The 13999-nt window shown below is 72.8% G+C and carries 10 protein-coding genes; 6 read left to right on the top strand and 4 right to left on the bottom strand.

Features of this window, described 5'->3' with window-relative positions:
* The first annotated feature begins 1371 nt into the window (after nt 1-1371).
* Nucleotides 1372-2544 carry a protein phosphatase 2C domain-containing protein gene (locus tag ACFVYS_RS11015; protein ID WP_389500893.1) on the top strand — a complete coding sequence of 391 codons (1173 nt, stop codon included), beginning with the start codon at nt 1372-1374 and terminating at the stop codon, nt 2542-2544.
* Nucleotides 2545-2606: 62 nt separating this feature from the next.
* On the top strand, nt 2607-4349 hold the full coding sequence (locus ACFVYS_RS11010; RefSeq protein ID WP_389500891.1) for a pyruvate dehydrogenase: 1743 nt from the start codon (nt 2607-2609) through the stop codon (nt 4347-4349).
* A gap of 28 nt (nt 4350-4377) precedes the next feature.
* On the opposite strand, the gene ACFVYS_RS11005 is transcribed toward ACFVYS_RS11010, so the two are convergent.
* The gene (locus ACFVYS_RS11005; RefSeq protein WP_389500890.1) at nt 4378-5979 is read right to left on the bottom strand and encodes a helix-turn-helix domain-containing protein; all 1602 of its coding nucleotides are present in this window, start codon (nt 5977-5979) and stop codon (nt 4378-4380) included.
* A gap of 221 nt (nt 5980-6200) precedes the next feature.
* Between ACFVYS_RS11005 and ACFVYS_RS11000 the strand changes: the two genes are divergently transcribed.
* The 3 genes from ACFVYS_RS11000 to ACFVYS_RS10990 all read left to right on the top strand — a co-directional run bounded on the left by ACFVYS_RS11000 (nt 6201) and on the right by ACFVYS_RS10990 (nt 9052).
* Entirely contained in the window at nt 6201-6833 is a 633-nt protein-coding gene (locus ACFVYS_RS11000) for a hypothetical protein (RefSeq protein ID WP_389500888.1), read from the top strand.
* A 137-nt stretch (nt 6834-6970) separates the two neighbouring features.
* Nucleotides 6971-7525 (top strand): hypothetical protein, encoded by a 555-nt coding sequence (locus ACFVYS_RS10995; RefSeq protein ID WP_389500887.1) that lies wholly within the window; start codon nt 6971-6973, stop codon nt 7523-7525.
* A gap of 1038 nt (nt 7526-8563) precedes the next feature.
* Nucleotides 8564-9052 carry an ATP-binding protein gene (locus ACFVYS_RS10990; protein ID WP_389500886.1) on the top strand — a complete coding sequence of 163 codons (489 nt, stop codon included), beginning with the start codon at nt 8564-8566 and terminating at the stop codon, nt 9050-9052.
* A 119-nt stretch (nt 9053-9171) separates the two neighbouring features.
* Here the strand turns inward: ACFVYS_RS10990 and ACFVYS_RS10985 are convergent, their stop codons facing one another.
* Both ACFVYS_RS10985 and ACFVYS_RS10980 read right to left on the bottom strand, forming a co-directional pair.
* Nucleotides 9172-10236, bottom strand: coding sequence for a DUF2637 domain-containing protein (locus ACFVYS_RS10985; protein ID WP_389500884.1), 1065 nt, complete (start codon nt 10234-10236; stop codon nt 9172-9174).
* Nucleotides 10237-10549: 313 nt separating this feature from the next.
* Nucleotides 10550-11398 (bottom strand): (2Fe-2S)-binding protein, encoded by an 849-nt coding sequence (locus ACFVYS_RS10980; RefSeq protein WP_389500882.1) that lies wholly within the window; start codon nt 11396-11398, stop codon nt 10550-10552.
* Nucleotides 11399-11554: 156 nt separating this feature from the next.
* Here ACFVYS_RS10980 and ACFVYS_RS10975 point away from each other — a divergent pair, with 156 nt between their 5' ends.
* Nucleotides 11555-12379, top strand: coding sequence for a GntR family transcriptional regulator (locus ACFVYS_RS10975; RefSeq protein WP_389501086.1), 825 nt, complete (start codon nt 11555-11557; stop codon nt 12377-12379).
* Between the two features lie 775 nt (nt 12380-13154).
* On the opposite strand, the gene ACFVYS_RS10970 is transcribed toward ACFVYS_RS10975, so the two are convergent.
* Nucleotides 13155-13940 (bottom strand): hypothetical protein, encoded by a 786-nt coding sequence (locus ACFVYS_RS10970; protein WP_057605949.1) that lies wholly within the window; start codon nt 13938-13940, stop codon nt 13155-13157.
* Between the last annotated feature and the right edge of the window lie 59 nt (nt 13941-13999).

Here is a 13999-nt window from a genome sequence, read left to right as displayed (position 1 = left end):
TTTTCCGGATGCCCCGTTTTCATCCGGCCCGCGCAGTGGACAATCGGGGGCATGAGCCAGCAGGGGGGAAGGCCCACCGGTCACGAGGACGACTGGTGGGGGCAGTTGTACGACGACGCCACCGAGGACACGGGGCCCGCGCGCACCGCAGACTCCCTGGACGACCGTTTCGCCTCGGCCGCCGGAGCGGTGCGCACCGGCGGTGCGGCGGAGGGTGCGGGTACGCCGGACGACGTCCGTGGCCCCGGGGCCACGGCGGCCCCGCGGCACCCGAAGGCCACGGGCGGCACGGAGGGCCACACGGGCGGCACGGACGCCCCCGGCGGCGGGGGACCGGTGCCGGCCCCGCGCGCCGAACGCCCAGGTGCCGCGGGGCAGGTCGAGCGGCCCGGTGCCGCCGGGCCGACCGACTGGTGGACCTCGTCGGCCGCCACGGCGGCAGGGGCGCCACCGTCCCCGGAGGCCACCGTTCCGCCGCCCCGGAACCGACCGGCCGCCGAGTCCGCCGCGCAATCCGCCCCCCGGCGGGACGCCGGGCAGGACACCCCTTGGGATGCCGGGCCGGATGCCGGGCCGGATCCCGAGCAGGCTGCTGGTGCTGCTGCTGCTGCTGGTGCTGGTGCTGGTGCTGGTGGGGGTGCGGGTGCCGGTGCCGGACGCGATGGCGATGAGCGCGACGGCTGGAGCGACGCCGAGCCTGGCACCGGACGGGATTCCGGACCGGACTTCTGGCGGGACGGCGGACGGGATTCCGGACGGGCCGGCGGATGGGACTCCGGACGGGATTCCGGTCGGGACTCCGGGCGGGCCGGCCGATGGGACTCCGGACGGGATTCCGGTCGGGACTCCGGGCGGGCCGGCCGATGGGACTCCGGACGGGATAACGGTCGGGACGCCGCGCGCGGTGACGTCGGGCGCGGTCCAGAGCGGGACGTCGTCGAGCGGGACGCCGTCCAGGGGGATGTTGCCGGGCGGGATGTCGGCGTCGGCGCTGGCGCCGTGGGGACGGACCAGGGTGCTGGCCCGTCGGGACGGCACCGCGCTCCCTGGGAGCCGCCGTCGGACCCGCCCGCCGGTCCTGCGAACATTCTGCCCCGCCCGCTGCCCCCGGGATTCGCCGAGCGGCCGCCCCACGGCCCCGCTCCCTCCACCGCCGAAGGCCTCGCGTCGACGGAGACGCCTCCCGACGTCTCCGAACCTCCGGCGCCGTCCACTCCGCCCGCGCCGCCGTCCCCGCCCGTACTGCCGACGACCTCACCTGCCGGGCAGGCGACCGGGCCGGCACCGGGCGAGGGCACCGGGCCGGCACCGGGCGAGGGCACCGGGCCGGCCTCACCCGCGGCGCCGCCCCCACCGCCCGCGATGCCCCCCGTGCCGGCCCACGCGCCGCCGCCCCCACAGGCCCCGACCGCCTCCGTCGACGGGTCGGCGGCCCCCCTCTACGCGACGAATCCCGCGCCCGCCCCCGAACGCGAGCCGGACTCCGAACGCGCCCCCGCCTCGCCGACCACCTCCCCACCGGACCATCCCCCCACCGTCGCCGGTCTGCCCGCCCTGCCCGCCGTCCCGCCCCTGTCCACCTCGAAGGACTACGTCGGTTCGGGGCCGCCCACCTACGACGCCGAGCCCACCGCTCTTCCGCCCGCGGACCCGGACGACCTCGCCGACCTGGTCGCCGACACCGTCCTGGACGGCGCCCGGTACGGAGTCTGGGCGCTGCGGGCCGCCTCGGTGCGGGGGGACTCCGCGCGGTACCGGGGGGAACCGCGCCGTGACTCGTTCCTCACCGCCCGCTTCGGCGCCGGGGAGCAGGCGCTGATCCTGGTCGCGATGGCGACCGGTGCCCGGGCGACCCCGGGAGCGCATCGGGCGGCCGCCGAGGTGTGCCGGTGGATCGGGCGGGCCGTGGGCCGCAGTCACGTCCGGCTCGCGGAGGACATGCGGGCGGCCAGGCGCGGAGACCTGAAGTCGGGCCTGCACCGGCTCACCGGCCGCAGCCTCGGCCGGCTCCGCGCCAGCGCCGCCGAGCAGGGCCTGGGACCGGAGGAGTACGCGGCCACCCTGCGCTGTCTGCTCCTGCCCGCCGACCCCGCCTGCCGTACGCGCGTCTTCTTCGGCGTCGGCGCAGGCGGACTGTTCCGGCTGCGCGACGGTGTGTGGCGGGACATCGAGCCGCAGGTGGGCGAGGTGGCGGGCGCACCGGTCGTCGGGTTCGGCTCGCTGCCCGCCGAGACGCCCGAGGGCGACCGGCTCACCATGGACCTCGGCATCACCACACCGCCGAACCCCTACGACCCGGACCCCGAACCGCCCCGCGAACCCTTCCGATTCCGCGCCTCGGTAGCCCGCCCGGGTGACACCCTCCTGATGTGCACGGACGGCCTGGCCGAACCCCTGCGCGGGGAGCGGGAACTGTCCGCGTACCTGGCGGGACGCTGGTCGGGCCCCACTCCGCCCGGTCTCGCCGCCTTCCTCGCCGACACCCAGGTGCGGGTGAAGGGCTATGCCGACGACCGCACGGCAGCGGCCGTCTGGGAGGCGTAACCGAGTCGCCGCGGCCACTGTGGAGTCAGGGACCCGAGGAGACCGAAGGGGTGCGTCGATCCATGGCCAAGCAGAACGTCGCGGAACAGTTCGTGGACATCCTCGCCCGCGCGGGAGTGCGGCGCCTCTACGGTGTCGTGGGGGACAGCCTCAACCCCGTGGTGGACGCGGTGCGGCGCAACCCCGCCATCGACTGGATCCACGTCCGGCACGAGGAGACGGCCGCCTTCGCCGCCGGTGCGGAAGCCCAGATCACCGGGAAACTCGCGGCCTGCGCGGGGTCCTGCGGGCCCGGCAACCTCCATCTCATCAACGGCCTCTATGACGCCCACCGCTCCATGGCCCCCGTTCTGGCCCTCGCCTCGCACATCCCGTCCAGCGAGATCGGTCTCGGCTATTTCCAGGAAACCCACCCCGATCAGCTGTTCCGCGAGTGCAGCCACTACAGCGAGCTGATCTCCAGCCCGAAACAGATGCCCCGGCTGTTGCACACCGCCATCCAGAACGCGGTGGGGCGCGGTGGCGTCAGCGTCGTGTCACTGCCCGGTGACATCGCCGACCGGACGGCCCCCGAGAAAGCCGTCGAAACCGCTCTCGTCACCGCCCGGCCCGCCGTCCGCCCCGGCGACGCGGAGATCGACGCGCTGGTCGAGATGATCGACGCGGCCGACAAGGTCACGCTGTTCTGCGGCAGCGGCACCGCCGGCGCGCACGCCGAGGTCATGGAGTTCGCCGGGAAGATCAAGTCCCCGGTGGGGCATGCGCTGCGCGGCAAGGAATACATTCAGTACGACAATCCGTACGACGTCGGAATGAGCGGTCTCCTCGGCTACGGCGCCGCCTACGAGGCCACCCACGAGTGTGACCTGCTGATCCTGCTCGGAACCGATTTCCCCTACAACGCCTTCCTCCCCGACGACGTGAAGATCGCCCAGGTCGACGTACGCCCCGAACACCTCGGCCGACGCTCGAAACTGGACCTCGCCGTATGGGGCGACGTACGGGAGACCCTGCGCTGTCTCATCCCGCGGGTGCGGGCCAAGGAGAACCGGCGTTTCCTCGACCGGATGCTGAAGAAGCACGCCGACGCGCTGGAGGGGGTGGTGAAGGCGTACACCCGGAAGGTGGAGAAACACGTTCCCATCCATCCGGAGTACGTCGCCGCCGTCCTCGACGAACTCGCCGACGAAGACGCCGTGTTCACCGTCGACACCGGTATGTGCAACGTCTGGGCCGCCCGCTATCTCACCCCCAACGGCCGCCGCCGTGTCATCGGTTCCTTCTCGCACGGCTCCATGGCGAACGCACTGCCCATGGCGATCGGCGCCCAGTTCACCGACCGCCGCCGGCAGGTCGTGTCGATGTCCGGCGACGGCGGATTCGCCATGCTGATGGGCGACTTCCTGACGCTGGTGCAGTACGACCTGCCGGTGAAGGTCGTGCTCTTCAACAACTCGTCTCTGGGCATGGTCGAGTTGGAGATGCTGGTCGCCGGTCTGCCCTCGTACGGCACGACCAACAAGAACCCCGACTTCGCCGCCGTCGCCCGCGCCTGCGGTGCCCACGGTGTGCGCGTCGAGAAGCCCAGACAGCTGGCCGGCGCACTGAAGGACGCCTTCCGGCACAAGGGCCCGGCCCTCGTCGACATCGTCACCGATCCCAACGCCCTGTCCATCCCGCCGAAGATCAGCGCCGAGATGGTAACCGGTTTCGCACTCTCCGCCTCGAAGATCGTTCTCGATGGAGGAGTGGGCCGGATGCTTCAGATGGCCCGTTCCAACCTGCGCAACATGCCCCGGCCGTAGACGGTGGCGGCCGGTCGGGGATGTCAGGTCAGTCGCCGGTCGGGACCCACTGGCGTTCACCGTCCTCGGAGCCGTACCAGTAGCGGGGCAGCCCCTTGATGCCGCTCGTGCGGAACGGCCGGCCGCGATCGTCGATACGGACCGTGCCGGTGCGGCCCTGGGACGACCAGTCCAGTTCGAGGTACCAGTCGCAGGCGCAGGCCTCGGTCCGTGCCGTGACCAGCAGCACCTCGGGGTCGGTGCTGGACACGCGGTAGGGCAGGCTCACCGCCGGGATCGGCGTGCCCGCGTCGTTGCCGGCGACGGAGTGCGCGACGGGTCGGTCCTTGTCCAGGTCGACCGCGAAGTAGCGCTCGCTGAGGGAGCCGCCGCAGCCCTGCTCCATGGCGTACGCGGTGCCCGTCAGGGGTGCGGCACGACCGACGACCCGCACGCGCAACGCCGTCAGCACGACGGCCGTGGAGCTGCGGCCCTGGACCGAGATCTCCACGCTGGTCTCCCGCCCGTGCACCGCTCCCTGGGCGGTCGCCCAGGGGCCGGCGTCCTGCTCCGCCGGGGGCGGCGGAACCTGCGTCGGCGGCTTGTCGATGACGTAGTCGTGACTGCAACCGAGCGCCCAGACCTGTGAGTCGACGGTCCAGGCGAGCGGTACGCCCGACGCCGGTGTCGAGGCCTTGCCGCCGGCCGGGGAGGCGTCCGGGGCGGGGGAGCTCTTCGCGGGGCGTGCGGAAGGGGAAGCCGTGCCGGGTGTGGGGGAGGTGGTCGAGCCGGCGCCGGGCGTGGGGGAGTGGGATGAGACCGTCGTCCGGGGTGCGGCCGTGGCGGAACCGGAGGGCCGGCCGAGGTCGCCGGAGGCCGAGGGGCGGCCGCCGCCGGGCAGCGCGGACAGCGTTCCCAGGGTGGCGAGCAGCGCGCAGGCGACACCGAGGGCGACCGTGGTGCGCCGACGGCGATACCACGGGCGAGGCAGTACCTGTTTCCCGTTTGGATTCCGGGCCTGGGCGTCTGCCGTAGGCCAGGGCTCCGTTTCTGTCGGTGTTTCGGCGAGTTCCGCGGTCTCCGAAGGCGTTGTTGTGTCAGGCGTTTCCCGCGCCGCAGTTGTTACTGCCGTTTCCCGCGATTCCGGAGTTACCGGGGTTTCCCGTGTTGTCGGCGTTACCGGTAACACTCCCGTTCCCGGTGTTTCCGACCGCACGTAGACCTCACGTGTTTCCTGGCCTGCATGGCCTGCATGGCCTGCATGGCCTGCATGGCCTGCATGGCCTGCATGGCCTGCATGGCCTGCATGGCCTGCATGGCCTGCATGGCCCTCCGGTGTTCCAGGCGTTTCCCGGGGTTCCGGGGCCTCCGACGTCGTGGTGGTCCGGGCCCGCCGGGCCGCCACCGCTCGCAGCCACCGCCGGTGCAGTTCGAGGCGTTCCTCCGGTGTCGCCCCGCAGAACTCCGCGAGCCGTTCGACCGGGGCGAAATCCTGTGGAACCGCTTCCCCGGCGCAGTACCGGTGCAGCGTCGAGGTGTTCATGCCCAGCCGACGGGCCAGGGAGCCGTAGCTGCGCTCCGTGCGCCCCTTCAGTTCCGTCAGCAGCGCCGCGAACTCCGTCACATCGGCCACACCGTCGTCGGTCGACACCGTTCTCCCTGTGTTCGTCCGGCCCGGCGGTCATCCCAGGCACTCATATACCTGCACGTCAGATGGGCTGGGATGGTTCCACCTCGGCCGATCGGGCGCGGACCGTTGCACCGGACCGCCGGTACCGCCGATGCTCTTGGTGTCGCACCGACCAGGGCCGGACCGACCAACCGGCGTCGTGGTGACGACTCCAGCCATGCACTCACTCACGGGGGACACCCATGTCCAAGCGCACCCGAGCCGGCACGCTCACCGGGCTCACCGCACTCACGGCCGCGGGCCTCGCCCTCGGTACCGTACTCGCCGTACCGGCGGGTGCCGCCACTCCGCGACCGCCCGGTTTCCTCTCGGCCGCCGACCTTCCGCCGCACCCCAGCTCCTCCTGGACGGCCGGCAAGGTCACCGCCGGGGCGTCCCCGGACGTGGAGGTGGACCGTTGCCTCGGCATGGCGCTGGGCGACGGCTGGGACTCCTGGTACCGGGACTTCCGGACCGACCTCGACACGAGCGCCCGCCAGGTGAGCGTCGAGCTCTCGAGCGTCAGCGCGGCGAAGGGCCGGTTCGCACGGGTCAACCAGGACATCAAGTCCTGCCCGGCGTGGATCGAGCAGGCCGACCCGGAGGTCGAGGCCACGCTCAAGGACTACGGGAAGCTCAACGTGGAGGAAGGCGCCCACGTCTACGGCCTGCACACCGAGACCTCCTGGGGCGCGACCGACATCCGCCTCCTCTCGGTCGGCCGGGACGGTACGACGGTGACGGTCGTGGACTGGGGCCAGCTGGGCGACTTCGGCGACGCCCCGGTGAAGGCCTTCAAGAAGACGACCGTCACGGCCGTCAACAAGCTCCACTGACACACGACCACCGAGGAAGAACCGGGGCCGCCGCCCTCCCGCCACGGGGGTCGGGAGGGTCGGTGGCCCCGTACCACCACACAGCCACCAGTCAGGCCGAACAGGCCGCACACACGAGACACACGGGGAACACGCACATGACCAGCGACAACGGTATGACCAGCTACAACGGCACGACCAGCAACGACGGCACGATCGGCAACAACAGCGCGACCGGCAACAGCACCACGACCCGTTTCCGTACCGCCCGCCGCCGTACGGCCGTGGCCGCCGGCCTCGCGCTGGCCCTCGGGCTCGGCGTGACGGCGCAGGCCTCGGCCGGCAGCCCGCGCAGCGTGAGCGGCAAGCCGTCCGACAACATCACGCGCATCGCCGACTTCTACGGCGCCTACATCGACGCGGTGACCGACGAGGGCGGCGACAAGCTCGCGGACGAACTCCGCAAGCACTACCTCACCCCCGCCTTCCAGAAGGAGCTGGCGGCCTGGGAGGACAAGAACCACGCCAACGGCGTCCTCCAGGCGCAGAACGTCCCGCTCGCGTGGAAGGTCACCGACAACGGCACGGCCAACTACACGGAGGCCGTCGTCACGCTCACCTGGGGCAGCGGCACCACGCAGCTCATCGTCGACATGACCCGCGGCACCCACAAGATCTTCCACATCGGCACGAAGGGAGTCGAGGCCGGCTAGGTCAGCACCGTCCCGACGTGAGCGGTATCGGCGTCCGTCCGGGGTGCGGTCGTTCGGTCGTTCGGTGTCCGGTGGCGCCGTCGTCCGGTCGTCCGTCCGGTCGACCGGACGCCGGTACCGCGGCACAGGTCGTGGTGGAGTGCTGGGATACCGGCAGTTCGATCATCGGTCCGTCCCACCCTGTTCCCGGCCGCGACCGTTCGCGCACCGGCGGATTCAGGCCAACCTCACCGGCCGCGCGAGGGCGCGCTCGGCGCGGTGGCGCGGTGCAGGTCGCCGGACGACGCGGTGGGGGCGGTACCTGCTGCCCCACCCCTTCTTCGCATACGGCCAGGTCGGCAGGGGCGGATCGGCAGACGGGCCGATCCCCGGCGGTCGGCGCGCCGCCTGGGCGGGTAGCTTCGGAGGCGGTGGGGACGGCCGGGGCGGCGGCCGTATCGCACCGCGGATACGCCGGCTCACTCCCGCTCGCGAGGGAGGTGACGGCCAGGTGCCGTTGCGCGGGTGCACGCCCCCCGAAGGCATATCGGCGCCGTCGTACGGCAGCCCCTGCGCCCGCGATCCGAGGCCGATCACCGCCTCCGCCCGGCGGCCCGCCTCTTGCGCCAGCGCCTGCCCCGCCAAACGGAACCGGCCCGTCGACCTGGGCTTTCGCCGCCGGGCGCCGGCCGCGGCGGGATCGGGGGCGGCGCGCGCGGCCCTGCCCACCGGCACCGGCTCGTCCGGCTCGGGCCACGCCGACGTCACCAGCGGCACAGGGGCCACGTGCCGCGCGGGACGCACGAACCGTCACAGCGCTCGCTCCGGACGCGCGCGGGAGGGGGGCGCACGCGTCGTGTGCGGCCCGTCCCGGACAGCCCGAACTGTGTTGTCGTACGGTTTCCCCGTTCCCGGCAGGCTCCTGGACGCCCGCCCGAACATGGCCGAACACCCGGGCGTCGATGATTCGACATGACTGGCGCGGTGTCGACCGGGCAAGGATCCCCGTGAACGTGTTCGAGCAGGAGGGGAACCCACATCGACACGCGGGCGGGGGTCATGGAGAGGCAGGCACGGGGAAGCGGTCCGACGGCGATCGCGAGCACCTCGGCGACGAGACAGGCGGGGGAGAGCAGGACCGAGGACGGGGCGGAGCAGGACCGGGCGTCGCAGCTCAGTCGCAGACTCGGACGGGCGGACCTGCGGGCGGTGCCCGAGACGCGCCGGGCGCTGAGGGAACTGCTGCGGGGCTGGGGGAGGCCGGGGCGGTCGGAGACGGCGGAACTGCTCACCAGTGAACTCGTCACCAACGCGCTCGTGCACACCGACGACGACGCGGTTCTGACCGCCACCGTCTCACCGTCCGGCCTGCGGGTGGAGGTGCGGGACTCCGTGGCCCACCGCCCCCGGCCGAGGGTGCCCAGTGCCGACGAGGCCACGCACGGCCGGGGTCTGGTCCTGGTGGAGTCCCTCGCGGACACGTGGGGGGTACGGGCGCAGGGCGGCGGCAAGGTCGTCTGGTTCGAACTGGGCGCCGGAGCCGCGTGAGCGAAGACAGCCGGGCAACCGAACGCCGACCGACGGTTGCCGAGCGGCGGGCAACAGGCAACGGGAAGGGGGCGCGACCTCGGCGGTCGCGCCCCCTTCCCATGACAACTGATGATCCGTCAGCCGAACTGCTGCTCCAGGTCCTTGAGCTTGCGCTCCAGGGAGTCGAGGCGCGGCAGGGCCATGGTGTCGTCCTCCGCGGTGAGGTCGACGGTGAGTGAGGAGTCAGAAGAGTGGCGTACGGGCTGCAGGGAGTGCCGTGAGCGTACGGGCAGCTGCTCCGCCGAGTTCGCTATGGCAGGCTCCGCTGAGACCCGCTCGGCCGTGGCCGGCTCCAGGGCGGCCGGGGCCTCCACCGGACGGCCACCGCCGCCGCCGCGACCGGGGAAGCGGGGGCCGTGGCCCCGGCTGATCGCCTTCAACTGCGCCCGCTCGACGCGGTGCTGCTCGCGGCGGCGCAGCTTCGTCTCTTCCTTGCGGGCCTTGTCCTCACGGACCTCGTCGACGGCCTCGTCCAGGCTGCGCACGTTCTCGAGCAGCATCAGCGACCAGGCCTTGTAGGTCTCGCGGGGAGCACGCGCCCAGCGCACGACGCGGATCTGCGGGAGCGGACGGGGCACGAGACCCTGCTCGCGCAGCGCGGCCCGGCGGGTCTGCTTCAGGGCCCGGTCGAAGAGCACGGCCGCCGAGAGGGACATGCCGGAGAAGAACTGCGGCGCGCCGTCGTGACCGAGGCCCCTGGGCGCGTGCACCCAGTTGAACCAGGCGGCCGCGCCCGCGAACGTCCACACGAGTATCCGGGAGCCGAGTGCGGCATCGCCGTGACTGGCCTCGCGGACCGCGAGCACGGAGCAGAACATGGCCGCGCCGTCGAGGCCGAACGGGACCAGGTACTCCCAGCCGTTGGTCAGACCCAGGTTCTGCTGGCCGAAGCCGACCAGGCCGTGGAAGGAGAGGGCGGCGGCAACGGCCGCGCAGCAGAACAGAAGGACGTAGGAGGCAGTGCCGTATATGGCCTCCTTGCGCCTGCGGCGCTCCTCGGTACGCTCCCACGAATCGTCCGCGCTCGCGTTTGCCCCGGAGGAGCGCTTGCCGCGCGCGAGCACCGCCACCGCCGCCAGCATGCCCAGGAGCAGTACGGCGCCGGGAAGCAGCCAGTTCAGCGATATGTCGGTCAATCTCATCAGGGGTCCCTTGCATTGGGATAGGGCGTAACGCCCGCCATAGTGGCGCAATCCCGCCGTCCCTCAGGGGGTTTCGGGGCAAGAGGCCGCCAAGGAAGTGCAAGGGGATGCCCAGGGCGACGTTCTGCTCGAACTGCCGCTTGAGGGGCGGGAGTTGAGTTCGAATAAGACTACCCGTACGGGTGGTTCCTCGGAAAGTTCCCGGGGGAAGTGAGGAAGTTGTGAATCGCCTGTAACCCTGGGAGGAGTCTCGTCCGGGTGATCTTACGGGACGGCCGGCGGCGCCCGGTCCGCGGGGGCACCTGAGGCTGCCTCAACTGACGGCGACCGCAGTGAGCTTGGTGACGCGGTCCGCGTCGCAGGTGCGCGGGCAGGTGGCGCAGGTGTCCTCGGGGCGCAGTGTGTAGAACATGCAGCAGCTCACCCGGTCCCGGGTGGGCAGCGTCTCGCCGTCCGGTCCGGTCAGCTCGCGGAAGGATGCCGCGCCGACGTAGGGCCGGGTGGCGCCCGGCAGGAGCAGCTCCAGTTCCCGTCGCGCCCGGTCCTTCTCGCCCTCGCCGAGCAGCTCGGCGACGTACCAGAGGCTCTCGACGATCTCGTCGGTCACCATGCCCCACAGGGCCCGGCCGCGGCGTCGCGCGGGCGGGCCGAACCCGGCCAGCACCGGCTCGTGGTGCTCGGCTATCGCGGCCCGCACCTCCGCCCGCAGCGCCTCCTCGTCCGGCACCACCCGGGCGCCGGGCAGCAGCGCCGCCGGGTCGCCCGGCAGGCAGGCGAAGGAGGTGGGCGGCCGGACGGCCATCCGCATGCCGTCGCCGGTGCGGTCGTACCAGACGTGCGTCACGGGGAGGCGGGGCACCCGGCGGTGCAGGAACCAGGGGAGCGTGATCAGCAGACAGGCGGGCCAGGAGTAGCGGTGCAGCCCGAAGCTCGCCACGACGTCCGGACGGGCGGACTGTCCGTAGTCGCGGACGACCTGGGCGTCGTCCCAGGCGAGAAAGGCATCCAGTGCCGCTCCGCCCTCCGCGAGGTCGGCCGCCGCGACCCAGCCGCCGCCTTGTGGAAACGGTTCCCGGTGTTCCAGCTCCGTGACGGTCAGGCCGGGGAAGACCTCCGCGAGGCGGGTGTAGGCCTCCGCTGTGGCCGACGGGGCTGTGGGCATGCCGGGACCGCCGTTTCGAGAGGAATTAAAGGTAAGCCTTACCTTACTCAGTATCGTCGGGATTTGAACTGACGGCCAGTACGCCTAAGGTGCTTGACGGACGAGTAACAACCCGCCGTAATGACCCCAAGTACCGACAAGGCCGGAGGAGGCCCCGTGGAGCAGGGCGCGCAGGGCTCCACCGGTACCGGAACCCCGGCCGTGCCGGGCGCCGAGGGCCGCGCCCGGGTGCCGGCGCAGTCACGGGGGTCCGCCGGGTACGGCGAGGACGCGGACCTGGAGAGATGCGGACCGGCGGGCGCCGCGCGCGGTGAGCACACGCACAGCGAGACCCCTGTCCCGCGCCCCCGGCCGGTGGTGCAGCGTGCCTCGGTGCGCGGCCAGATCCTCGACGCCCTGCGCACCGCGCTCGTGGCCGGGGAACTGCTGCCGGGCGAGGTGTACTCGGCGCCGGTCCTCGGTGATCGCTTCGGGGTCTCCGCGACGCCGGTCCGCGAGGCGATGCAGCAGCTCGCGCTGGAGGGCGCCGTCGAGGTCGTCCCCAACCGGGGCTTCCGGGTGATCGTGCGGGGCAAGCGCGAGCTGGCCGAACTGGCCGAGGTGCGCGCGCTGATCGAGGTTCCCGTGATGCTGCGGCTCGCCCGTACAGTGCCCGCCGAGCGCTGGGCGGAGTTGCGGCCGGCCGGCGAGGCGAGCGTGCGCGCGGCGGCCTCCGGCTGCCCGGCCACGTACGCGGAGGCCGACCGGGTCTTCCACCGGGCGGTGCTCGCCCTGTCCGGCAACGAGCAACTGGTCGGCGTCGCCGAGGATCTGCACCGGCGCTCGCAGTGGCCGCTGGCCGGCGGTTCGGTGCGGCGCGGGCGAGCGGATCTGATGGCCGACGCGGCGGAACACATGGCCCTGCTGGAAGCGCTGACGGCCGGCGAGCCGGACCTGGCGCAGGCGCTGGTGCGCGGGCACTTCACCGGCACACGCGGCTGAACCGACCGCCGCCGGGCAGCCACGACCCTGCCGCCCGCCGTGCCCGAACAGTCCCGAGACGACCAACCTGCCCGCATGCCGCCTCGCGCCGCACGTATGCCGCGCAACACGTATGCCGTCCCGCGCCGCATGCCGCCGCGCGCCGCCCCGCACGCATGCCGCCCGCACGCAGGCCGACCCGCACGCGCGCCGCCCCGCCCGCGCGGTTGCCGGCTCGCAGTGCTCGCAAGGCCTCGCCGGCCAGCTGCGCAGAGGCCTCGTCGTCTCGGGCCTTTGAAGGGGCCTGGTCTGCTCGGGCCGCGAGAGGTCATGTCGCCTCGGGTTGTGCGAGGGTCACGTCACCTCGCGCCGCGAGAGGTCATGTCGCCGCGGGCCGTGTGAGGGTCATGTCGCCTCGGGCCGTGAGGGTCACGTCGCGGCGGGCCGCGAGAGGTCACGTCGCCTCGGACCATGCGAGGGCCCCGCCACTCGAGCCGTGAAGAGGTCTTGTCGCTCTGGGGCGTGAAGAGGCCTCGCCCGTTCGAGCCGTGCGGGGGTCGCCCTCCTCTTGAGCCGTGAAGAGGCCTCGCCTGCTCGGCGCCTGTGAGCGTCACGCCCCCACAGGCCGTGAAGAGGCCTCGCCCGCTCAAGCCGTCAAGAGGCCCAGTCCCCTTGGGACTTGAGCGCGCTGCCTCCCTCACCCGCCCCTGGGGCGGCTCGGGCAAGGACGACGCCTCCGACACCGGCGGCCCGCTGGTCGTCGCCGTGAGCCCGACGCCGCACCGGCGCCTCGTCCTCAGACTCCGGACGGGCTGGGTGTCGGCGGTGGGGCCAACTGCCGTGCCAGCCAGGTCGGTACGCCGCCCAGGAGCCGGAAGAGCCGTCGCGCCTCCTCCCGCAGTCGCGAGGCCTCCGGGTCGACCTCCGCGTCCGCCAGTGAGGCGAGTGCCGGGGCGGTGCCCACCAGGTAGCCCAACTCCTCCCGGATGCGCAGGGATTCGGCGAATCCGTGCCGCGCCTCCGCCACCTCGCCGTCGCGCAGGGCGAGTCCGGCGAGGTGGCGCCAGGTGAAGGACAGCAGCAGCAGGTCGGAGTGGGCCGCGGCGGCCGTGTGGGCGCGCCGGTACGCGGCCCTCGCGGCCTGCGGGGAACGCGAGATGTTCTCGGCGAGCAGACCCCGGCGGAAGTCCAGCAGTGCCCGTCCCGGCGCGTCCGGCGGGATCAGCGCCGCCGCCCGGCCGAGCGCGGCCCGCGCCTCGTCCACCCGGTCGCGCACGCCGTGCAGCGTGGCCGCATAGGCAAGCTGCCCTCGTTCACAAGCGGCAGCGCCGCGCTCCTCGTCGTCGTGGGCCAGCGCCTCCGCGGTGCGCAGCGCGTCCTCGGCGTCCTGCCAGCCCTGCTCGGTGTACAGACACCGTTCCACGAGCAGCGCGGCCCGCTGGACCGAGCCCGCCGCGCTGTCGGGCGGGAGCAGAGCCGCCGCGTCGGCCCAGCAGGCGCGTGAGCGCAACCGCCATACCGCGGTCTGGAGGGGATCGTCACCTGAGGTCGTTCCGGTACCAGACATGGCGGTGTACGCCACGTTGCCCTCCCCGAGCGCGCCGTCGAGCTTTGAGTGGTGGCCGCATCTCAGCACGAATC

The organism is Streptomyces sp. NPDC058295, assembly GCF_042880655.1.
In the GTDB taxonomy this organism is placed as follows: domain Bacteria; phylum Actinomycetota; class Actinomycetes; order Streptomycetales; family Streptomycetaceae; genus Streptomyces; species Streptomyces coriariae.
The sequence above is the reverse complement of the archived record's forward strand: the minus strand, read 5'-3'. Positions and strand labels throughout refer to the sequence as shown.